Here is a 22988-nt window from a genome sequence, read left to right as displayed (position 1 = left end):
GGACTATATACAAGGTTTATGGAAAATATAAACGGAACGAAAGAAATTTACGGAGTAAAATTATGAAAAGTAAAAAAGTAAATACTGAGATTGATACGCTTGAATTTGAAATTGACAATCAGGAACTCAATGGTACCTCAGGATCTGGCTGGTGGTACACAGCTTTTAAAATGACACTAGCAGGTCGCTGTGGATTGTGTTTCACCTGTTCCTATGAGTGTACGACAAATAATGTTCGTTGTTAGATAAAACAAAAGGTAAATTCTAGTATTTTATTACAAAACATTGACAACACTTTGATTTAGTGTTATATTTACAAGGAGAAATACAAATGAAACAAGACAACTTTGAGATTGATTCTTTGGATTATGAAATTAATAGCCAAGAGTTGAATGGTAAATCTGCTGCAGGGTGGCGTACGGCTGTTAGATTAACAGTACAGGGTCGCTGTGGTTGGTGGTTTACATATTCTTATGAATGTACTTCGCCAAACGTGCGCTGTGGATAAAACTACCTCCATTCTTTGAGAGGAGGATAAAATGGAAGGAATTATTGGAACACTAGACTTCTATGCACCTGTAGTGGTCTTAGGAGTTATTGTCATAGGGATTGTTTACTTTATGAAAAAAAGAAACAATCGAAAATAATCAATATCGACCGATACCTAAAAAGTATCGGCTTTTTTTATAGCGTAAATATATTGCACAAAATACTCATGGCAAACCTTGAAAGAAACCGTATAATGAGAGTGTAAAAAAGAAACGGAGGAATGAAATGATGAAACAGCTTATCGTGACAGCATTAACGAAAACATTTGGTCAAGGGGATAATATCGTTCATGCTTTATCAGATGTGAACTTGTCCGTTGAAAAAGGTGAATTTCTGGCAATTATGGGGGCCAGTGGTAGTGGAAAAACGACACTCCTCAACTGTATTTCAACGATTGATAAACCAACATCAGGTGAGATTCGATTTGAAGATTTTGACATCATCCATGCCAAGGAAAATGAACTAGCTGACTATCGTGCTAAAAACATTTCCTATATTTTCCAAGCTTACAACTTGGTGGAAAACTTGACGGTCTATGAAAATATCGTTCTACCTCTTCAAATTCAGGGGAAAAATATCAAAAAACATCAGGATAAGATTGAGGAAATTTTGGATAAGTTGGCCATCCAAAACTTAAAAGATAAGTTTCCTAATCAGTTATCAGGTGGTCAACGACAACGTGTGGCAACTGCTAGAGCCTTGATTGATGATTCTAAACTGATCATCGCAGATGAGCCGACAGGAGCCTTGGACTCTGCCAATTCTGAAAAACTGATGGCACTTTTGCAGGAAATCAATAAAAGTTTTGGTATTACCATTTTACTGGTTACGCATGACCCTGCCGCAGCCAAGTACTCTTCACGGATGGTGCTACTTAGCGATGGAAAGATTATGGATGATTTGGAACGTAACAGCTTATCTAATGAACAGTATTTGCAAGAGATTTACAGCCGTACCAGATAGGAGGAGGAGAGTATGTATCCAAAATTGATTTTACGAAATGTATTTCGAAATTTACAGACCTATACCATCTATTTTTTCAGTCTGACCTTGATTTATAGCTTGCTCTACGCTTTTAATGCTTTACCAAGCCATCCAGTGATGCAAAGTTTATCAGGAGCAAAGGAAATGTTAACGACGGTGATGAGCCAGTACATGGGCTTGCTTTCCTATCTGATTCTATCGGCGATTGCCTTTCTCGTCGTTTATTCTACAAACTTTGTCCTGGGACGGCGCAAGAAAGAGCTGGGACTTTATGCAACGCTGGGAATGAAGAAGAAGCAGATTATCCGTACCCTGTTCTTTGAAACCATGCTGGTCAATATCTTTTCCTTGATTCTAGGTTTCTTGCTTGGGCTGGTCTTGTTGGTTGTTCTAGCTAAGGTGGCTTCTGAGTTTTTCATGGCGAATTACTTTGGTAATTTGGTTTTCTTTGATATAAAGTCTATCATCTTACTAGTTTATTCCTATTTGGTAACTAGTTTTATTGTTGGTGTCATGGACATTCTTACCTTTAGAAAGCAAAATATCATTGCACTCATTCAAGAAAATGGGGTCAAGAAATCTGTCTTGGCAAAAGGCAAGCCAGTTCTTCAAGCACTTCTCTTTATTCTTTCGACAGCTGTTATCGGTTTTGGTGCTCTCTATTTTTCAGACTATCACCATCTATCACTCTTGAAAAGCTGGGGTATCTTACTTGTATCTGTCTTCGTGATTTTTGTGATTTTATTTTACAATACCTTGAGCCATTTTATCTTGTTTTCCCTTAGAAAACTGCCTCAAACCTACTATAACAGACTAAACAGTTTTAAAATTCGTCAATTTTCAAAACAAGCTGACAGTAATTCGGTCACGTTGGCTGTCTTATCCTTGACCTGGACACTGGCTCTCAGCTTACTAGTTTTTAGTGGTAGTGCCTATACGACTATGAACCGAGAGCTGAACAAATACTCACCTTATGACGTATCTGTCAATCTTTATCGTGGTCAAGAGTTCCAGTTTTCTCAGGAATCTGTAAAAGACAGATTGAAAGCAGATGGATTTGACTTTAACCTCATCAAAGAGGAGTACAGCTATCCTATCTATTCTAGTGATTTAACCTATAAAGATTTGATTGATACTAGCAATCTTTGGGCGCATGATAAGGAACTTCCTGAATCAAAAGTACCGATTTTAGGAATTTCTGCCTACAATCATCTCCGCAAACTGCAAGGGAAAAAAGCGGTTGACTTGGCAGATAACCAATTTCTGGTCAATGCCAACTATAAAGGAACTGCCAAGCAGATTCAGGACTTTCTATCAACGACCAAAAACCTCACGATTAATGGTCATTCTCTCAATCTTGCATCTTCCAAGCCACTTGAAACAGTTTACTTTTTATCTTCAGTAGGTACAAATGACACAGGAACCTTGATTGTACCCGATAAGGTAGTAATTGGACTGACGGAAGACCACATGACCTATGTTGCCAATTTCAAAGAAAATATTGACAAGCGGAAAGTAGAAACATTCTTGAGTCAGTGGATTGAAAAATACTACTTCACTCGTGATGGTACAGAGTTGAATCCGTTCACCTATCAAACGAAAGGAAGAATTTTTGAGATTTATCTTGGATTTATGGGCGTCATCGTCTTTGTCATGATTTTTGTCAGTGTTATTTTTATCATTATTTCCCTCAGTATCTTGTCACTTCAAACTTCTACAAGTTCTTTGGATAGTGTCAATGATTATCAAATCTTATACCTTCTTGGGAATAAGAGAAAGCAAAATCGCTCTATTCTTTTGCAACAGATTCTAAGTTATTTCTTGGTTCCGCTGGTTATCGCAGGTCCGCTAGCACTTGCCTTGAGTACAGCTCTTTTGGGCTATTTTGAGAATTTCGCTAATACCAGCATTTCTATTGATATCACCTATCTGGGAGTAGCGGTTTTACTCTTTGTCCTTTACCTGCTAGTGACTTACAGAGTAAGTTGGCAAATTATTGAAAATTAAGTCAAATACCAGAGTTGCCTATCCGACAATTCTGGTATTGTGTTATAATGATATTAAAGTAGTTCAGGAAGTGGATACATATGAAACAGTTTGTCAAATTGATCTCGAAAAACTCACTTTTATTGTGGTGGTTGACGATTTTTAATCATCTAACTTTGATGATTTATATTTATTATAGGGTTCCTCTGGACTTTTCGACAGATTTTTCCTTACAGATGGTTTTATTGCTGATTATTGCTTTAATTGCATTTAGTTATATTTGTAATATTGTGACCTTTCGTTATAGTGAGTTGAAACTCTGGTTGCTCCTGATGATGTTTCTCATTAGCTGGCAATCCATATTTAATCAAGGAGTTACGAGCACCCTGTTGCACTTTTTTGATATCCTTCATCCGCTCAACTCTTTTTTATTGGTGTATAGTTCTCTGTCTATTCTCTTTCTGGGAGAGAAAATAGGAGAAGAACTGATGAGTGTGTCCTTTGTGTTGACACTAATCACCGTTAGTTCGTATCTGTTAAGTCCTTCAATTTTTCTCTTTCTGTCCTTGTTTGCGTCTTTCTTTTTAAACCTTGTTCCCTTGATTTTATTTATTTTATATCATGAAGAGTTGAAAAGTAAACTCAAGTATCAGAGACGAAATTTGTGGATATTAGCTTTAATATTGCCTCTTTCTTATTTCTTTTTGTATATCAATACGACGGGCTCAGGAGTGATGAACCTAGCCTGGTATCTGGAAATTGTTGGCATCTTAGTTTTTTTACACTTCAAAACTATTATCAGCTCTCTTCAAAAAAAGGTATCAGAGTTAAAATTGTCCTATATAAAAGCTTTTTCACACTTATTTTTACTAGTTATGTTTTTGTTAGTAGGTATTTTCATCATCTTTCGTCTAGATTTAAACACGAGCTTTTTGGTCTTGAATATCATGTTACTATTGTTCGGGATTTGTTCGGAAGAATTGATTCGCCTCTTTCGTTCTGCTGAAATGCTAGATGCTAGGGATTATGTAAAAGTTCTCTTTTTAAAGCGTAACCGTATGGTGAAAAATCTGCTGGCAAATGAAGACACAGAACAACAGTTCTCCGAATTTCTTCACAATGAAATCCTGCAAAATGTGATTGCAATAAAAAATTTCAATAAATATAGTAGCAATCAAGTTTTTGGTGAACAGATCAATCTGGTGACAGAGGAGTTGGTTCAGCGGATTCGTGAGCGGATGGATTATTATCAGCCAATGGTAGAAACAGACGAGCAGTTAGACATCCAGTATCAAGGGCTGATTAATCGAATTGTCAAGCGCTATCACGCAGAAAATGAAGTCGTCACACAGTTTCCTGTCCACTTTAGGCTTTTATCTCCTTACGATAAAATTGTCTATCGTCTGGTTGAGGAATTGGCGACCAATGCCGTTAAGTACGCTAGTGGTGGAACGATTTCTTTGAAGATTGATGTGCATGATGACGCTATTTTTATAATTTCTGAAAATGACTGCCTTCAAACAGAAAAATCCTTAGGTTATGGCTTGAAAAATATGTTTAATAAAATTAGTGTTTTAGGTGGTCAGATGCAGATTTTTGAAAATAATAAGAGATTTCGTGTAGAAATTACTCTCCCGATTGATAAGGAGTTGTGTTATGAGAATTTTGTTAATTGATGATCATAAATTATTTAGTCAAAGTATCAAGATGATTTTAGAGTTATCGGAAAACATTAAAAAGGTCCAGTTAGTGGATAATTTTTCGACTATTTCGGAGATTGCTTTTAATGACTACGACATTATTTTGATTGACATCAACCTGACGAGTCTGTATCAAGATGATGGGCTGACCTTGGCACAAGAGATTATCGACAATAGTTGTTCTAGTAAGGTTGTGATTTTGACAGGTTACAGTAAAAAAATGTATGAACACCGAGCTAAAGCTATGGGAGCTTATGGATTTCTGGACAAAAGTATGAACCCAGATGAGTTGGTTAAAAAATTGGAAAAGATTTATCTAGGTGGTAAGGTCTTTTCAGATGAAGTGATGGTAGAGGTGCTAACACCACGAGAAATCGAGATACTAGAACTGGTTAGAAATGGCTTGACCATTGATGATGTCTGTGACAAGGTCTATGTGAGTAAACGTACAGTTTCCAATCACTTGGCCAATATCTTTTCAAAATTGGGAGTGACTAACAGGCAGGAGGCGATTCACATAGCTGAGCAGTTGGGCTATTTTCCACCAGATTAAAAAGTTGCAGAAGATGCAGCTTTTTTAATTTATTTACAAAAATTGCACATATTACTCATTCTAATAAACGGTAAATTTGATAATCTATTAGTAATTAAGGAGGAGATCATTATGTCTATTGTATCTGAAAAATGGTTAAGTTTATTTAATAATATCGAAGATGATGAGCAGTTAGATGAATTTTTAAAGACTACCTCTGGAGATAGTCTACAAGATTGGGAAGAAAAATTTCTTCAGTACGAGCAGTGTGGAAAAGATTATATTGAGCGAGAGTTAGGAACAATCTTATATGATGAATATAACCCTCAGGAAAAGCTCAGAGTAAGTATTCATTGGCTAGATTTATTTAAACCAATTTGTTTTAAATACTTAGAGCGATTATCTAGCTTTTTAAATAAAACGCAATGTATAACCAATACAAATGAATTTATTCTAGATATTGAATCAGTATTTTTTGAAATTTGTATGAATATGAGCTATAGAACGGTTGTCTTAGAGATTAATGATTTAAGGAGAGCGTCTCGTTTAGAAGGTGAAGATAGTAAAAATAGATACAATTATTTTATCAATACTTTATTAAAGGACAGAGATTATATATTGGAGTTTTATAAAAAGTATCCCGTCTTGTTTGAGTTATTAGATAAGAAGATTTCTAACGTCTTAGACTATATTGAACAAATTATTCTCCATTTTGAAGAAAACCTAATTGACCTAGAAAGTTATTTTAATTATAAGAATTTAAAATTATCGAGTATTGATTTTAATGCTGGCGATACTCACTCTAATGGTAAGAGTGTTTGTATTCTTAAATTAAATACTAAGAAAAAGCTAGTTTACAAACCAAGAAATATGTTTATCGATGTTAATTTAAACTTATTCTCTAAAGAATTTGCTCATCGTTTTGGACTTTCAGAATTATTATTCGTCCCTAAAACACTGAGTAAAGATTCTTATAGCTTTGTAGAGTTTATAGAAGAGAAAGAATGCAATTCACTTCAGGAGGTAGAAGCTTATTATACAAATATGGGAAAACTTTTAGCATTTTTACATATTTTTGGTGCTAAAGATTATCATGGTGAAAACATTTTAGCTTGTCAAGAACATCCTTATCTTATTGATAATGAGACGATATTGCATTTCAGTGAGCCTGTAAATATCACTTCAAATGCACAAAATATTTATAATTTTGTAACTAACTCAGTTTATAGTGTGGGAATATTACCAATGAACCTTTATTCAGTAAATAATGACAAAGGAATGGAAATTGGAGCATTAAATTCAGGTGAAAGGCGAGAATCACCTTATTTATCCCATCAACTGGCTAATGTTGGGACTGATGAAATTAGAATTGAAAAAGTATTTAAAATAGTCGGGGATTTCCCTAGCACAGTAAGATATAAAGGAAAAAACGTATCGTGTTCTAGTTACCTCAACGAAGTTCAAAGAGGATTTGAAACTATTTACAAAATTGTTTTACAAAATAGAAATATAGTTTCTAGGATGATCGTTAAATATTTTGAAAATTGTGAGACGAGATATATTTATCGAAATACCAATATTTATGTACAATTTCTTGAAACAAGCCATCACCCAGAATTGTTAAAAAATAAATATGATTTTGAAATGTATTTGCTTCGTTTATTTGAATATGGTGATGTTGCTAATCTTTTTGATAATGTTATGATGAAAGATGAGGTTTGCCAGCTTAGAAAAGGTGATGTTCCAATATTTTATGCGAATACAAGTAGCAATGAAATTCATAATGGACTAGGTCGATATATTTGTGCTTTAGACGGACATAGTATCGTTAATAAGGTTTTAAATAGAATAACTAGTTTATCAGATGATAATTTACTCAGACAAAAACGAATTATAAATATGGCTTTTATGGGGAGCGAGTTATTTCCAAAGAAATCTAGAGTATCTGAAGAACACATGAATACTGAAACTATTACTTCAAAAATAATCAATCGGATTTCATCAGCTAAATTTAAATTTAATAATGAGACTAGTTGGTTAGCGATGGTGGCTATGAATAAAAGCTATGAGATATATCCAATGGATTGTAGTCTATACAGTGGAACTTCTGGTATGATTTTGGGGATAACAAGCATAGATGATACTAGATTACGGACGCTTTTACCTGGGGTTATCAATTATACCAATAACTATATAAAAGAATTACAAGGGAATTTCCCTGTACACCAGTTAGGTGCTTTTACTGGTGTATATGGATACTTATATACATTGTGTGTGTTGAGAGAAGAAGGTACTCTATTTGATGAAGATATCGAAGAGATTATATATGAAACATTGTCGTCAACATTTAGACATCTACGAAATATTGATAATTTAGATATAATAGGTGGTTTAGCAGGAATTTTAGGAGTACTGATAAAAATCCAGAAAACAATGCTCGATAGTTCTCGGGTAACTGAGTTGACTCAGAATTTGTCTGAAGGTATAGTTCAAAAAATACTAGAAAAATATAAAAAAGATGGCTTTTGGATTGAAAATGATCCTGGATATGCTCATGGTAATTATGGCATTATTACGCAACTTTATAGATATTCTTTATCTAACACATGCAAATCTGATGTAAAAACTTCCATTATTTCTTGTATAAAAGAATATCTTGACAAAGAGCGTTCGTTACTATGTGGAAAAAAAGGTTTTCCTTTAAGAAAAAATGCCAAGTATTATTCATGGTGTAATGGTATTGTGGGAATCGTTAATGCTAAGAACTATTTAGAAACTAATGAATTTCCTGACAAATTTTTAAAGACCGAAGTTCAAGATTATTCCAATAAAATTTTAAATCAAGATCCTACTTTAGATAATTCAATCTGTCATGGAAGTATCGGGAACCTAGTCATTTTAGATTCTATTTTAGGCTATTCTGTTGATATAGAAAATAGAATAGCTACTGAAAGTATCTCATATCTTTGGGATAAAGAAACTTATGAATGTGATGATTGGGGGATTTTGACAGGAGAAATGGGAATATTGATGGCTAATGATAGAAAAAGTAGGACTAGATTAAATGATATACTACTTTTAAATTAATGGGGGTTAGATATGAAAAGAAACATCCCGTTTATCGAACAACACCAAAAAACAGAGTGTGGATTATGCTGTGTTGCGATGGTGTCAAGTTATTATAATCACGAAATTTCCGTTAAAGATCTGAGAAATCTAAAAGAAACAGGGAGGGATGGAACTAGTTTTCAAAATTTAATTGAACTGTTAGAAAATATGGGATTTAAAGTGAAATCATTCCGTTTTCCAAAAGATAGACCAGATGTATATAAACAGATAAAAGTTCCAGCCATTGCATTGTGGGAGAGTAAGCATTTTGTTGTTGTAGAAAAAGTAACTTCTAAATTTGTTTGGGTAATTGATCCTGAACTCGGAAAACTAAGATATGATTTAAATGAGTTCTCAGCCGGTTTCTCAGAATTTTTAATTAGTATTTCTAGTAGTGATAGAGTAATAAAACAAAAATCAAAAGAGAATTACGGAGAGATTTATGCGCAACTTTGGCAATCTTGGCATTATTTTGTACCTCTGTTATTTCTAACTTTTGTAAGTTATGCGGTTAGCTTTATTCTGCCTATATGGACGCAACAGCTATTAAATCAAGCCACAGGTGGCAATCAGTTTAATCCAGCAATTTTAGCGCTCAATTTTATTATTTTTACATTACTATACTTTATTATAATGCTCGGTCAGAGATATCTTTCTATTAATCTGACAAACGATATAGATAAAAGACTGAATAATAGTGTAATTGGTCGTTTGTTTCAATTACCATATAAATTTTTCTCTACTAGAAGTAGTGGTGATTTAATTTATTCTATAAATGGTTTGGGTAGAATTCGGCAATTATTTACAAATCAGGTTGTACTAGGAATATTAGATATTGGTTTTGTAATTTGTATTTTGTTTTACTTTCTATATATTGATTTTTTCGTGGCGATTATCGCTCTTATGTTAGTGGTAGTAAATTTGTTGTTGCTTCTATTGACTAGAAAAAATTTGGAACAAAAAAGTAAATCTTTTGTGATAGCTCAGAATGATCTCCAAAATAAACAAATCGAAATGATTTATTCTATGATGGGAATAAAAATGGAAGGATTTGAAGTTCGAACGTTTAAACAATGGAAAGGTTATTTAGATAAGTATCTTTATAGATATAGAGCCAGTGAATTGTTTTCAAGTGTTGTTAATTCGTTATTTTCAATTATCACTTTTATATCTCCATTTATCCTATTATTTATTATGTTGTTGCCAGATAATCATTTAGGTAATAAGTTAGGTGGGATTTTTGCAGTATATTCTTTGTCATCTCTATTATTTGGTAAGATTAATAGTATTTTTGATACAATTGTAGCATTCTACAATAGCAAAACATTTTTATCTCGGATTTTAGAGATTTTAGGTGAAGAAACTGAGATAAATGGTGTAGTGAAACACGACTTAAATGGGGAAATCACACTTAAAAATGTTTCATTTTCATATACTAGAGATAGTAAAAAAGTACTTTCTAATGTGTCTATTGAAATAAAGAAGGGTGAGAAGGTAGCAATTGTTGGCTCTTCTGGATCAGGTAAAAGTACACTTTCCAAATTATTAATAGGTTTATTTCCAGCCTCCTCAGGTAGTATTTTATTTGATGACTTAGATTATAATTTGTTGGATAAACAGTATCTTCGTCAACAAATTGGCATTGTCCCACAAGACATGACTTTATTTAATAAAACCATATATGAGAATATTGCTGGAGATATCTCAGTCTCAGAGGAAGAAATGACAAAAATTTGTAAGTTAGTTAATATCCATGATGAAATTATGGAAATGCCCATGGGGTATAATACTTTAGTTTCAGAAATGGGAATGAATCTGTCAGGAGGGCAACGTCAGAGAATTATTTTAGCAAGAGCGCTAGTTAAGAAACCCAAAATAATACTTTTAGATGAAGCCACAAGTTATCTAGATAATGTTAATGAAAAAGAGATTATGCAGAAATTTAAAGAACAAAATATTACAATTATTGTTATTGCACATCGACTTTCTACCATTATCGATTCTAACCAGATTTTTGTAATGGATAAAGGAGAAATTGTAGAACAAGGAAGTCATACAGAACTATTGAATATGAAAAATGGTTTGTATAAAAAACTTTATCAGACGGATTATTAAATTTGTAATATATATTGGCCACCTTCGGGTGGCATTTTTACTTCTGTGATACTTTTTTCAAGATTTATCTGCTATTCTTGACCTAGTTTTTATAGAAAGAAGGTCTAAGATGTTAAATAAAGTCAAAACTAAAGCCTTAATTAGTGTTGGAGCAGTGGCTGCAACTAGCTTTATTCTCATGATGGGATATACTGTTGGTCAACACTCGACTGCTAAACAAAGTCGTAAAGAGATTGAATTGGCTGCAGCTAAACTTGTAGAGGATAAACAAGCAGAAGATAAAGCCAGCATTTTGTCATCGGATACTGTAAAAGAATTTTTGACTCAGTACTATACGAAAGAAAAGCTCGGAGAAAATAATACACGTATTCAACCTTATATGACTGAATCGGCTTATTCTCAAGAATTAACAAGTCAAAACGATGCCATGAACCAAGTGTATAAGGACTATATTTTGGATTATCATTTTGAAAAAGCTGATATCTTTGTCAATCAGACTACGAATCAAGCCATTGCCATGGTCTCTTATAATGTAACCTATGTATCTGATTTAAAGAATGCCAACCAATCAAAGACCAATCAGACAGAAACCAGAACGGTTAAGTTGTCTTATTCGAAACTACCAGGTAAGTTATTGGTCAATCAAGTACAGGTTTGGAAATCTGGATTGGATGATTTGGATAAGGCCACTCCCAAAACTTTGGAAGAATCCTCATCTGTTCCATCACTGCCAAATACTACGACAAAATGATGATGTTTTATGAATATAGAGGAATGTAAGCAAATCTCAATTCTTGATGTAGCAAGTCGTTTAGGTATCTCCTTTAAACAAGTTTCGAACAGTGTTTATGAGCATCCTGAACACGATTCATTTCGGATTTTTTCAACTACCAATACTTTTAAATGGTTTTCAAGAGATATTCAAGGTGATGTCATTGATTTTGTTCGACTTGTTAAGGGAATTTCCTTTAAAGAAGCTCTAGCTTTTTTTTCTGAAGAACCTTTTCAAAAAGAAGCTGTTCAAGAAAATAGGGAGAGACCATTTTATTATCCTTTAAAGAGAATAGAAGATTCTAACTGTAGTCTGGCCAGATATTATTTAACAGAATGTAGAGGAATCTCAGACGAAATCATAGAAAAGATGATTCAACAAGGTTTGATAGCACAAGCTAGTTGGAAAACAAATGAAACTGTTGAACCTGTTATTGTTTTTAAAAGCTTTGATCATCGTCACAAGCTGCAGGCAGCAAGCTTACAAGGTATTTATAAGAATCACTCTCTTCCTAGAGAGAGGCTGAAAACGATTCTAAAAGGAAGCCATGGACATATTGGAATATCCTTTGATATTGGTAAACCAAATAGACTGGTCTTTTGTGAATCGTTCATTGACTTAATGAGCTATTACGAACTGCATCAACAAAGTCTATCTGATGTTCGTTTGGTATCTATGGAAGGATTAAAAAGGTCTGTTATCGCTTATCAAACTTTACGACTGATAGCTGAAGAAAATCAGAAGTTGGAATTTTTAGATACAGTAACACCTTCAAAGTTATTGCCTTTGATCAATACAATTCGTGATACCACTACCTATTTTGATAATCATCCTGATTTATTGACACTGGCGGTAGATTGTGATGATGCAGGAAAAGATTTTTCTGATAAGTTATCTCAAGCAGGATTGCCTGTTTTACTGGATTTACCTAATAATGAATTTGGGAAAGAAAAAATAGACTGGAACGATATTCTTAGAGAAAAGAAATCAGATTTACAATTTATGCTTGAGACTGTAAAAGAGACATTTGGAAATCCACCAGTAAGACAATCATCTCAATGTTTAGAATTGTGATAACAAAATCAAGATGTTTTAGCTAATATTAGAATGAAGGAGGATCGTATATGACCATTATTGAACGCTTAGAAGAAAAAGTCACTAGGCAAGAAAGCAAGGTAGCAAGAGAGAAAGAAAAACTCGCTGCTTACAAAGAACAACTGGAGACAGCGATGTTTGCGACGTTCAAAAGGCGTCAAAGCATCAGTCACATGAGTTTTGAAGAAGCTCTTGACCATGCCTTTGGTAAAGAAAGACAATTCGATGATTCTGAATTTAGAAAGGATGAAATGAGTGAATGACAAAAAATTGGGATTTTAATCAACCATTAGAAAGTAAATCAGAAAATCAAGAAGATCCAGATAAAATTGCGGCCTTATTTGGAAATCATAAAGGAGGTAATGATGTAAATTATGAAGCAGCTTTTCAAAAGCGAAAACAAGCACCTGTGACGGAATCAAATCCTAGTTCTAAACCTAAAGTTACAGAGGTTAGAACAGGAAAAGAGACAGATATTACTACAAGTTATCAGCAACATCTAAAAAGACTGATTGCGGATAACAATAGCGATATTGAAAGTAGTCAAAAGAAAATTGAAGAGCTATATACGTTGATTGATACAAAGAATAAAGACAATAAGAAATTGCAGTCAATTTATGATGCGATTTCCGAATTACACTAAGCAGTCTTAAGAGGCTGCTTTTTTTGAGAGGCTATAGATGTTTACAACTTTTTTTAAGAAAAATCAAGACAATAGTGATGTATTTAAAAAGCTAATTCATAGACTATCTGATATGTCTGTCCAAGATCTTGAAAAAATAGATCGACTGTTAGATATCATTTTCACTCTAGATCAAGAATCAGAACAGCTAAAAACAGAAGCAATTTATAGAGAAGAAACTTTGGATGACACATTAAAGGAAGCTAAGAATCAACTTCATAAGGAACAATTGGAGAAGAATTTAGAGAGATTTAGGAAAGACGGAAGGAAGTGAATAGTTTTATAAAATTTTCTTTTATTTGAATAAAGTCTTAACTAAAGTAGAACTACAAAAATTAATTTAAGATGAAGTGAACTGAACTGTAGACTTTGGAAATGTCTCTTACTCGATTTCAGAATGAATTACTGATATGGGATTAAAAGAACTAAGTATTTCTTTTTGTTTTGAATGAGATACGTGAGTATAGATTTGTGTGATTGATATAGAACTGTGTCCAAGAATTTGTTGAATATATCGAATATCTACATCACTATCTAGAAGCATTGTCGCAAAGCTATGTCTAAACATATGCGGTGTAATAGTTCTAGAAAAGTTATTTTGTTCAACGATTCTCTTTATAACTAAACGTACACTTTGCTCTGACAATGGTTTAAGTGAATGTTTCCCTGGAAACAAGAAATCATTTGATTCATTTTTTGTTTTATTTATATATGTTTCTAATAAATTTAATGTTTTTTGATCTCCTAAAAATAAGATACGTTCTTTATTACCCTTTCCTATAATATGGAGTGTCTTATTGGAAAGATTAATGTCTTTGAGATGAATGTGGCAAAGTTCAGAAATTCTGATGCCTGTTGAAAGTAAAAGTGAAATAATCAGTAGATTTCTTTCAGCGTGTTGTTTTTGATAATCAGTTTTAGATAGAATTACTTTCTGTTCTAAATATATGAAAATGCTTTTCAGAATGCCATACGGAATCGTTTTAGGCAATACTTTTTCAGTTCTAAATTGAAAGCGCAATTGATTGAAGGGATTCTCTTCAATTATGTTCTGGTATTTTAGATAGTTATAAAACACCTTCATACAAGCAATTTTTCTTCTTAATGTATTCGTTTTTATGTTAGATTGTGTCAACTGTTCTATATAGGATTCGACATTATCATAGTCTGAGTTATAAAATTGCATAAGATCATTCTTATAAGCGCGAATCGTGTGTGAACTCAAACGCTTATGAGTTTTGCAATAATCTAAGTAAGTAGAAATAAGTTTATAATCCATAAAAATCTCCTTTATCAATAATCATGCTATTATAAACCTATTTGAGTGCTTTGTATAGTGATAATAAATTGTTATCGGTAGGAGAAGTCAGTGTATAAAATTAATAAATTTGAAGGTGAAATCTATCAGAAGTTAAATAAAATTCTTGATTCATATAACCAAGAACAGAATAGCCTAATAAATCTTGCTGCATGTATTAGCTATCCATTCACCGAAGTATTAGAAATTCAAAGTTTCCCTCTCGCTACTCTGCCCACAGAGGGAGCTGTTGAAAAACGCTTTTTTCCTCATTGTACTTCATTGGATAATATTGAAATATATTCAGAGGAATTGTGTCTTCAACTTTTTGATTTAAATCCTGGTGATTATAGAGTTAATATGCAACCACATTCAGGAACTCAGGCTAACCAAATAGTCTATAATTGTGTTTTAGAAAGTGACGATTATATTTTATCGTTATCTCCAAAAGACGGAGGACATATTTCACACACTTATACAGGCAAAGGTACTGTAAAATATTATCACTTAGATCATAACTTAAATATTGATTATATCGAATTAAAGGAATTATTAGATAAATATAAACCTAAATTGATTATTATTGGTGCTTCATCGTATGGAAATGAATTTAATTATCAACAAATTTATGAAATTATAAAAGAGGTTAGCCCCAATACCCTCATTTTAGCGGATATTTGCCATAGTGTTTTATATATTATGGCAAAGCTACATAAGTCGATTTTTCCATATGTAGATTTCGTTACTTTTACAATGGATAAATGTTTACGTGGGCCTCAAGGAGGGGTACTACTGTATCGTTCTATATTTGAAGAAAAAATAACTAATTCAATTTTTCCTAGAACACAGGGAGGTCCTACACAAAATGCATTATTTGCGAAATGTATCTGTTTAATCAAATTATTATCAATAGATATTCAAGATTATGCACAACAGGTTATAAAAAATACTTTATTGTTTATAAAACAATTAAGTAAAGAGGGGGTTGATGTTGTTTATAAAAACTCAAAGACTCATATAATTTTAGTTAATCTACTGAATCTAAACTTGAGTGGTAAGGATGCAGAGAATCTACTTTTTCAACATAAAATATTAGTTAACCGAAATCAAATTCCAAATGATACACACGGACCAATGACGACTTCAGGAATAAGATTAGGAACAATCGGAATTACAAATTTATCCTATACTGATGATGATATTAAAAAATTAGCTAAACTAGTAGCTAATTTATTAAAATATAAACAATATGATTATTCCATATATTTAGATCTCATTCGTAAGTACCATGAACAAATTAATATCTCCAATTAGGAGAAAGACCTATACAGAAATTATATTTTTTGTAAGGAATCAACAGATAGTATTTAGTGAGTCCGTCTTGATAATCATCAATATAAGTTTTTTCACAAACAAAAGGAATATCATCAAACTGTTGTAAATTGTATACTATTTGAAATTTATACCAAGGATCGTCAATGAGTGGAATTTCTTCCTCAAAGTTTCTTAGTGAATTTTGAAATTCTGTAAAAGAGATTCTTTCAGAAATCAATTCAATAATTAATTTGTTTAACTTGAGCATCCTAATATCTAAGGTCAAAGCTTTAGGACATTCTTGAAGTGATTTATTTATAAATTTCAGAGATTGTTGATAATTTTTATTCATCAAAAAAATAATTGATTTATTACAATATGGTTCAAAAATTTCATTTGAATCATATTTTTTTAGTATTTTTGTGGCCTTATTTAGATTCTCTAAAGCTACATCATATTCTCCGTCCCATATATTAACAACACCTAAATTATTATATACTGTTGCAACAGGTATTTGATATTCATTACGTTGAAAATAGTCCAATGCTAGTTTGAGATTTTCGGTAGCTTCTTTAGTTGGGAAATAATGAGCAGAATTTCGTAAAATAATATAATAGAAGTCGTCTTTTTCTACAGAATTCATGCTTTCATTAAGGAGTTTAATTGCCTCTCGATCTTTACCTAAATGACCATAAGCATTTAGCTTGTAGAGTAATGTTCCAGAGCAATTTTCTAACTTTTCCAGTGATTTTAGCGCCTCCTCAAATTCATATTTTTGAATTTGAAATCTAGGATAGTATAGCTGTAAATCTTTTGAATAATTATCTTTTTGAAGACTGTTTAAAATAGCTAAACCTCCATTAAAATCAGAAATCCACTGGTACGAGTTCAATATATAATGTAAGTATTTTTCGGGTAACAATTCTATTAAATGAAGTATCTTCTTACTCAAAGATACAATGTAAAAATATGAATTTTTCCTGTATTCGATTTCAAGTAACTGTTTGATATATTCTACATTTTGCCGCAACTCTTCAATATTACATATATTTATTAAGCAGTGAATTAAATAGGCTAACTCTCCACCAACTCCTATAGATAGGATAGTTTGCTCTAAATATATTTTTAGATTGTTGGTTACTAATTGAAGATCAGAAGCATTTGTGTGATTTAAAATACCATTTACAATTGATTCGTGTGAAATTTTGATTTTATCATTTGTATCTCCATTAATATATACAAAACCTGCATCAATAAGGGATTTTAGAGAATCAGCTACTTCAGTATTTTCGTCTAATATAGATTTAATGTAGTTAAAAACTATATCTTTTCTCATACCAGCAGGAAAAATCGATGATATGATAAGTATATTTTTTTGAATATCTGGAAGTTTGTCATATATATCAGAAATATTAAATAATTCTGAATTTGGATTATCAATAAGTCTGTTAATAATTAATTCAATATCTTTATAATTACCTTGTGTTATCTGCCAGATTTGATTCAATTTGATATTATCAAGTAAAGCAATTTTATTTCTTATTAGTAATTTACACTCATCCTCAGTAAGATACGATAAATTTAATACAGTAGGAGTATAATTGTCCAATGTATCTAGTTTATCAATCGATTTTAACTTATCATTTGTTCGGTTTATAATAGTTAAAGAGATTCCGCTTTGAAGTGTATTAAAGTCATCTTCAAATTTTATTTTTATATCTTCAGATAAAAATTGATAATTATCAATAATAATATTAAGACGGATTTTTTTTGAAGTATGACTGAAATATCTTAAATATAAATCATTTTCAAATATTCCCTCCTTTATTTCAGCAATAACTTCTTCCCAAGGATAATCAATTACTTTTTTGTAAGTTGTATCGAACGCAATAAACGATCTGATTAACCTAAAACTATGTTTCAGAGTTAGATTTGTTAGTTTTTGTTTTCTTAAATAATTTGAAAACGAATATTTTTGAGGTATTGATAAGCATAGATTTCTTCTGAATTGTGTTGGGACATAGGCTCCTTTTAGTAGATTTTCAAAAAATTTATTACTTTCAAACCCATCATTTATAACATCAATGTAGAGAATAAAGACTTCTTTATCATGACTGTAAACTTGTTGACAAACCTCTTTGATTAACTCGGTTTTACCACTACCACTTAAACCATTAATAATATATAAACTATTTTTATCATTACTGGAAAATTTAAAATGCTGTTTTAATTCTTCTATTTCAGTATCGCGACCGTAATACATAAAACATCTCCTACCGATAACAATTTATTATCACTAGTATACCATAAAGTCCTCTTTAGTAGCTTGATTTGTATAATGATTCTTTTAGTTAGAATTAAATGTTATTGGTCAACTATAAAGTAAAATACTGTTTTGAAATTATATCGAATACTTTTGAGTCAATTACAAACTTACAACAACTAGAGAGTTGTGTAGTTTGAAGGAAATAAGTACAGGTTTATTAGAAAAGTAACATTTCATAGGATTATCACGAAAATTCTAATTTTAGAATTATACTTTCTATTAATTTAGAACCTATTTTTTTATTTTTAAATGTTATAATGGTGTTATCAAGTAAAAGGAGCATACTATAATTGATAACAATATAAAATTCTACGAAAGACACATGGCCTGATAAAAACAGATTTGCTCGAATTGTATAAATTTTACGCAATAGCCCTTAGCTGTTATAAAAACGGAACAAGTACCATTTCAACAGAATTTATAGACACTATTTGCCAAGGATTCATAGAAGATGAGTCTATGCTTCAAAAATAGATCAAGGTTAAGCTTCTGTCACTCTTCAATGATGCCTTTTGGGGTAATAGAGTAAGGTCGAGGAAGAGATGTTGAAGGTGGGACAGGAACGGTTGTGTGAATTAGTTTCAGGTAATGGAGATAAGAAATGAAGTTAACAAAAGTAATTATTAATAATTTTAGATCATTCGGTGAAAGTCAAATTATTGAATTAAACAATCAAACGGTACTGATTGGGAATAATAGTTCGGGAAAAACAACTGTATTACAAGCATTGAGTAAGCTGTTTTCGGACAAACAAAATGATAGAATAATTAGAAAAAGTGATTTTCACCTTCCAAAAGGTTCAAGGCCCGGAGAAAATATTAGAAACCTCTTTATAGAAACTATTTTTGAGTTTGATGAACTTTATAGAACTCTCTATAGTCCATCAATTCCATCGTTTTTCGAACACTTTACAGTTTCTCAAGATGGTGCCAAACCATTTCTACGAATCAGGTTAGAATCTTCTTGGGAAGATGATGGAACAATTGAAGGAAGTATTGATACTCAAATCTATTATATTTCATCTGGTGAAGAGGAGTTTAAAGAAGAAGATAAGCATCGTGCACCAAGAAAAGATTTAGATAAAATCAGAGTTCTGTATGTGCCAGCTTCAAGGACACCTGAGAAGGAGCTGGGGAATGCTTCTGGTAGTATGTTAAGTAGACTTGTAAATAGTATAAATTGGACCGAGGATGAGACAAATGAAATTACAGATAAAATTGATGAGTTGAATAATACTTTTTTATCTGAAAATGGAGCATTAACTCAAATCAACCAAGAGATTCAGAAATCATGGGAACTATATCATGAAGATAACCGTTTTTCTCAGGCAGAGTTAACTATTAATTCTTCTGAGATGGCGGCAGCCCTCAGACAGATTGCCTTAAAATTTTCACCAACGACTACTGAAGAAGCATTTACAGTTTCAGATTTAGGAGATGGACTGAGATCTATTTTTTATTTTTCACTTGTTGATTCAATACTTGATATTGAGTTAGAGATTACAAAAGATCGTGAAGAAAATCCTGATAATCCAAGATTTAAGCTGATACCTCCAATACTAACTATCTTAGCAATAGAGGAGCCAGAAAATCATATTGCTCCACATCACATTGGTAAACTGGTGAAAAGGTTTAAACAGTTGAGTAATAATGACAACTCTCAAGTAATTTTAACGTCACATTCCCCAGCTATTGTAAAAAGAATTGAACCAGAAGAATTGAGGTATTTAAGAATTGAAAGTAATGACAGAGTTCTTCAAACCATTGTTTCTGATATAAAACTACCTCAAGATACTGATGAATCTTATAAATATATTAAAGGAGCAATTCAAGCATATCCTGAACTATATTTTGCCAAGTTAGTAGTTCTAGGTGAAGGTGATAGTGAGGAACTGCTATTACCAAAGTTTTTTGATTTACTTGGGAATGAGATAGATAGCTCTCAGATTTCAATTGTGCCTTTAGGAGGAAGACATGTTAACTATTTTTGGAAATTATTAAATTCTCTAAAAATACCTCATATTACTTTACTAGACTTTGATAATGAAAGATACGGAGGTGGTTGGGGAAGAGTAAAATATGTTATCCAACAGTTACTAGAAATAGGTATTGAGCGTAGTGATTTAGTGAAATTGAAAGATGGTAGAATATTGAAAGATGAAGACATTGCTAGAATTAGTTCTTGGCAGATATGTGATATCTTCTCACAACCATTGTTATCTTGGATAAATCATTTAGAAAAATTCAATATATTCTTTTCTGCACCTCTTGATATTGATTTCTTGATGTTACAACATTATAAGGAACATTATCTGGGTACATTATCTTTGAAAGAAGGACCAGTCGTTTCATATGCTGATTCAGATGGAAATAGTAAAAAAGTAAAATTAACTGATTTGGATTGTATTGATAAATTGCAGTTAGAAGGTCTCGAAAAACGTATAGAAGAAGCAAAGATAGCTACTTTAAAGGATAAGAGTGGACCAGGGGATAGTTTTACTAGAGAAGAGAAAGAATTAATGATTTGGTATCAATATTTCTTTTTAGGTAGAGGAAAGCCAACAACTCATATGCAATTTTTATCATCTATTAGTGATGATGAATTAACAAGAAATCTACCCTCTGTATTTGAAAAAATGGTTAAACGTGCTGAAGAATTACTTGGAGATATTGAACATGGTAAAGAGTGAGGAGTGGTTTCCTAAAGGAGATATCATTTTAGAAGAGGCTGCATTAGGAGCCGTCAAAGATGTGACTAACTGTTTAGTCATTGCTGGACCAGGCGCGGGGAAAACTGAATTACTAGCTCAAAAGTTAGACTATCTATTCTCTACAAATAAATGCGTTTCTCCGAAAAAAATTCTAGCATTAAGTTTCAAAACGGATGCTGCATCAAATTTGAAAGAAAGAGTTAAGAAACATTATGGTGATGAATATGCTTCTCGTTTTACCTCTTTAACCTATTCGGCTTTTGAAAAGAGAATTTTAGACCAATTTAGAGATGTTCTACCTGAGGCTATACGACCATCAAAAGATTATTTGATTGAAGATTGGGATACTATAAAAGAAATACTCTCTATAAATGGAATTAATGGATGGAGAATGTCGGATATAAGAAATTTTGTCGAAAATATTATACTTAATGACGGGAATACTCACAAATTAAAAAAGGATTTACTAAAAGGAACACAAGATAATAAGCCGGTACTCTTGTATAGGCAAATAACAAAGTTGAGTACTCAAATAATAGCTAATAACGAATACATCCGTAAAGCACTTCAAATGACATACGATTTTGTATTTCTAGATGAATTTCAGGATACTACACATGCCCAGTATAATTTATTAAAAACTTGTTTTTTAGGTTCGTCTTGTAAATTAACAGCAGTTGGAGATAATAAGCAAGCCATTATGAGATGGGCAGGTGCAAAGCCTGATATTTTTCCAGACTATATTCGAGACTTTAAGTCAAATGAATATCAATTGTTGATGAATCACCGCTCTGTACCTAAACTTGTAGAATTTCAAAAAGAGGTTCATCAGATATTAAATAGTAATCACAGTTCTATTCAGACAAATAATTATCCAGAATTTCAAGAGGGTGAAATAACATTATTTGAATTTGAAAATGAAAGTTTAGAAGCTGAGTTAATTGCAAATGATATAGAATCAAAAATTCAAGGAGGTATACGACCATCAAAAATTTGTATTCTAGCAAAACAGAAGGTTGATGATTATAGTTCAAAATTGATAACTACATTAAACAGTAAAGGGATTAAAGCAAGAATTGAAAATGAATATCAAGAGCTTTTAAAAGACCCTACTTGTAACCTATTATTAGATTTAATATCATGCAGTCAAGGAAAACGAGATCCTTTAATTTGGGAAAATATTAGTAATTTTTATGGAAATATCAATGGAATAGATGAATTTACTGGTGAATTAATTTTGGCAAAATCCTACAAGGAGATTGATAATATAATTAGTGATATTACTTCCCTAATTTCAAATTTTATTCCTAATGAAGATAGCATGCTAAATTTAATTGAGTGTATTATTGAAAAAATAGGTGATATAAGAATTATTTCCACTTTTTCAATATACAATGGAAAAAGTGATCTAGATATTATTGTCAAGAAATTTTCAAAGTTATTATACAAAGAATATTCTCAAACACAAGATGACTGGATAAATATAGTATCTAACTTCAAGGGTGAAAACTCAATTTCAATTATGACTATCCATAAAAGTAAAGGGTTAGAATACGAGGCAGTCTATTTTCTAGGGTTAGAGGACTCTGCATTCTGGAATTTTAATAATCAACCAGAAGAAGATAAAAGTACATTCTTCGTCGCACTTTCAAGAGCAAAAAGTTACCTAATATTCACATACTGTAAATTGAGAAATAATTGGCCACAAAATACTAGAAATATTAATGAGATATATTCATTACTAACTCAATCTAGTTTAGTCGATGTTATTAATAATGATTAAGGTATAGCAATTAGCTTTTTAGATAAACTAATTGC

18 protein-coding genes are annotated in these 22988 nt (G+C 31.9%); 16 read left to right on the top strand and 2 right to left on the bottom strand.

All coding sequences use genetic code 11. The features are described from left to right. Window positions 1-62: 62 nt before the first annotated feature. From slmA (B7709_RS10285) to B7709_RS09355, 13 genes are all read left to right on the top strand, one after another. The gene (slmA, locus tag B7709_RS10285) at window positions 63-245 is read left to right on the top strand and encodes a salivaricin M family lantibiotic (protein ID WP_023396278.1); all 183 of its coding nucleotides are present in this window, start codon (window positions 63-65) and stop codon (window positions 243-245) included. Window positions 246-331: 86 nt separating this feature from the next. Continuing rightward, window positions 332-508, top strand: coding sequence for a salivaricin M family lantibiotic (gene slmA, locus B7709_RS09410; protein ID WP_025172692.1), 177 nt, complete (start codon window positions 332-334; stop codon window positions 506-508). A 269-nt stretch (window positions 509-777) separates the two neighbouring features. Further along, window positions 778-1512 (top strand): ABC transporter ATP-binding protein, encoded by a 735-nt coding sequence (locus B7709_RS09405; protein WP_084972629.1) that lies wholly within the window; start codon window positions 778-780, stop codon window positions 1510-1512. 12 nt (window positions 1513-1524) lie between these two features. Then, a complete protein-coding gene (locus tag B7709_RS09400; protein WP_084972558.1) occupies window positions 1525-3540 on the top strand; it encodes an FtsX-like permease family protein in 2016 nt (671 codons plus the stop codon). 854 nt (window positions 3541-4394) lie between these two features. Continuing rightward, window positions 4395-5195, top strand: a complete 801-nt coding sequence (locus tag B7709_RS10280; protein ID WP_239822505.1) for a sensor histidine kinase — start codon at window positions 4395-4397, stop codon at window positions 5193-5195. Next, the gene (locus B7709_RS09390) at window positions 5176-5772 is read left to right on the top strand and encodes a response regulator transcription factor (protein WP_084972557.1); all 597 of its coding nucleotides are present in this window, start codon (window positions 5176-5178) and stop codon (window positions 5770-5772) included. The genes B7709_RS10280 and B7709_RS09390 overlap by 20 nt, the downstream gene beginning before the upstream one ends. 111 nt (window positions 5773-5883) lie before the next feature. Further along, window positions 5884-8838 (top strand): type 2 lanthipeptide synthetase LanM, encoded by a 2955-nt coding sequence (gene lanM, locus B7709_RS09385; protein ID WP_048791723.1) that lies wholly within the window; start codon window positions 5884-5886, stop codon window positions 8836-8838. 12 nt (window positions 8839-8850) lie between these two features. Continuing rightward, the gene (locus B7709_RS09380) at window positions 8851-10974 is read left to right on the top strand and encodes a peptidase domain-containing ABC transporter (protein WP_048791722.1); all 2124 of its coding nucleotides are present in this window, start codon (window positions 8851-8853) and stop codon (window positions 10972-10974) included. 109 nt (window positions 10975-11083) lie between these two features. Beyond that, window positions 11084-11725 carry a hypothetical protein gene (locus tag B7709_RS09375; protein WP_048791721.1) on the top strand — a complete coding sequence of 214 codons (642 nt, stop codon included), beginning with the start codon at window positions 11084-11086 and terminating at the stop codon, window positions 11723-11725. 9 nt (window positions 11726-11734) lie between these two features. Then, window positions 11735-12820 carry a toprim domain-containing protein gene (locus tag B7709_RS09370; protein WP_048791720.1) on the top strand — a complete coding sequence of 362 codons (1086 nt, stop codon included), beginning with the start codon at window positions 11735-11737 and terminating at the stop codon, window positions 12818-12820. 50 nt (window positions 12821-12870) lie between these two features. Continuing rightward, window positions 12871-13104, top strand: coding sequence for a DUF5965 family protein (locus tag B7709_RS09365; RefSeq protein WP_084972556.1), 234 nt, complete (start codon window positions 12871-12873; stop codon window positions 13102-13104). Continuing rightward, window positions 13101-13484: a DUF5945 family protein gene (locus tag B7709_RS09360; protein WP_048791718.1), complete on the top strand. Its 384-nt coding sequence runs from the start codon at window positions 13101-13103 to the stop codon at window positions 13482-13484. Before B7709_RS09365 ends, B7709_RS09360 begins: the two co-directional genes overlap by 4 nt. Before the next feature lie 37 nt (window positions 13485-13521). Beyond that, window positions 13522-13797 carry a hypothetical protein gene (locus B7709_RS09355; protein ID WP_048791717.1) on the top strand — a complete coding sequence of 92 codons (276 nt, stop codon included), beginning with the start codon at window positions 13522-13524 and terminating at the stop codon, window positions 13795-13797. 108 nt (window positions 13798-13905) lie between these two features. Here the strand turns inward: B7709_RS09355 and B7709_RS09350 are convergent, their stop codons facing one another. Further along, window positions 13906-14802: a tyrosine-type recombinase/integrase gene (locus tag B7709_RS09350; protein ID WP_084972555.1), complete on the bottom strand. Its 897-nt coding sequence runs from the start codon at window positions 14800-14802 to the stop codon at window positions 13906-13908. Between the two features lie 90 nt (window positions 14803-14892). On the opposite strand from B7709_RS09350, the gene B7709_RS09345 reads away from it, so the two are divergent. Further along, the gene (locus B7709_RS09345; protein WP_084972554.1) at window positions 14893-16134 is read left to right on the top strand and encodes an aminotransferase class I/II-fold pyridoxal phosphate-dependent enzyme; all 1242 of its coding nucleotides are present in this window, start codon (window positions 14893-14895) and stop codon (window positions 16132-16134) included. Here B7709_RS09345 and B7709_RS09340 read toward each other — a convergent pair. Continuing rightward, window positions 16118-18397 carry a tetratricopeptide repeat protein gene (locus tag B7709_RS09340; RefSeq protein WP_084972553.1) on the bottom strand — a complete coding sequence of 760 codons (2280 nt, stop codon included), beginning with the start codon at window positions 18395-18397 and terminating at the stop codon, window positions 16118-16120. The genes B7709_RS09345 and B7709_RS09340 overlap by 17 nt on opposite strands. Before the next feature lie 664 nt (window positions 18398-19061). Between B7709_RS09340 and B7709_RS09335 the strand changes: the two genes are divergently transcribed. Both B7709_RS09335 and B7709_RS09330 read left to right on the top strand, forming a co-directional pair. Beyond that, a complete protein-coding gene (locus B7709_RS09335) occupies window positions 19062-21149 on the top strand; it encodes an ATP-dependent nuclease (protein WP_084972552.1) in 2088 nt (695 codons plus the stop codon). Continuing rightward, window positions 21136-22953 carry a UvrD-helicase domain-containing protein gene (locus tag B7709_RS09330; RefSeq protein WP_084972551.1) on the top strand — a complete coding sequence of 606 codons (1818 nt, stop codon included), beginning with the start codon at window positions 21136-21138 and terminating at the stop codon, window positions 22951-22953. The genes B7709_RS09335 and B7709_RS09330 overlap by 14 nt, the downstream gene beginning before the upstream one ends. Window positions 22954-22988 lie beyond the last annotated feature (35 nt).

The organism is Streptococcus oralis subsp. dentisani, from assembly GCF_002096335.1.
GTDB lineage: Bacteria > Bacillota > Bacilli > Lactobacillales > Streptococcaceae > Streptococcus > Streptococcus oralis_Z.
This window is presented reverse-complemented; position numbering and strand designations above follow the sequence as displayed.

Coding starts and splice junctions, on each gene's coding strand:
- slmA (WP_023396278.1), top strand. CDS start 63: ATGAAAAGTAAAAAAGTAAATACTGAGATTGATACGCTTGAATTTGAA.
- slmA (WP_025172692.1), top strand. CDS start 332: ATGAAACAAGACAACTTTGAGATTGATTCTTTGGATTATGAAATTAAT.
- B7709_RS09405 (WP_084972629.1), top strand. CDS start 778: ATGAAACAGCTTATCGTGACAGCATTAACGAAAACATTTGGTCAAGGG.
- B7709_RS09400 (WP_084972558.1), top strand. CDS start 1,525: ATGTATCCAAAATTGATTTTACGAAATGTATTTCGAAATTTACAGACC.
- B7709_RS10280 (WP_239822505.1), top strand. CDS start 4,395: ATGTTTTTGTTAGTAGGTATTTTCATCATCTTTCGTCTAGATTTAAAC.
- B7709_RS09390 (WP_084972557.1), top strand. CDS start 5,176: ATGAGAATTTTGTTAATTGATGATCATAAATTATTTAGTCAAAGTATC.
- lanM (WP_048791723.1), top strand. CDS start 5,884: ATGTCTATTGTATCTGAAAAATGGTTAAGTTTATTTAATAATATCGAA.
- B7709_RS09380 (WP_048791722.1), top strand. CDS start 8,851: ATGAAAAGAAACATCCCGTTTATCGAACAACACCAAAAAACAGAGTGT.
- B7709_RS09375 (WP_048791721.1), top strand. CDS start 11,084: ATGTTAAATAAAGTCAAAACTAAAGCCTTAATTAGTGTTGGAGCAGTG.
- B7709_RS09370 (WP_048791720.1), top strand. CDS start 11,735: ATGAATATAGAGGAATGTAAGCAAATCTCAATTCTTGATGTAGCAAGT.
- B7709_RS09365 (WP_084972556.1), top strand. CDS start 12,871: ATGACCATTATTGAACGCTTAGAAGAAAAAGTCACTAGGCAAGAAAGC.
- B7709_RS09360 (WP_048791718.1), top strand. CDS start 13,101: ATGACAAAAAATTGGGATTTTAATCAACCATTAGAAAGTAAATCAGAA.
- B7709_RS09355 (WP_048791717.1), top strand. CDS start 13,522: ATGTTTACAACTTTTTTTAAGAAAAATCAAGACAATAGTGATGTATTT.
- B7709_RS09350 (WP_084972555.1), bottom strand. CDS start 14,802: ATGGATTATAAACTTATTTCTACTTACTTAGATTATTGCAAAACTCAT.
- B7709_RS09340 (WP_084972553.1), bottom strand. CDS start 18,397: ATGTATTACGGTCGCGATACTGAAATAGAAGAATTAAAACAGCATTTT.
- B7709_RS09335 (WP_084972552.1), top strand. CDS start 19,062: ATGAAGTTAACAAAAGTAATTATTAATAATTTTAGATCATTCGGTGAA.
- B7709_RS09330 (WP_084972551.1), top strand. CDS start 21,136: ATGGTAAAGAGTGAGGAGTGGTTTCCTAAAGGAGATATCATTTTAGAA.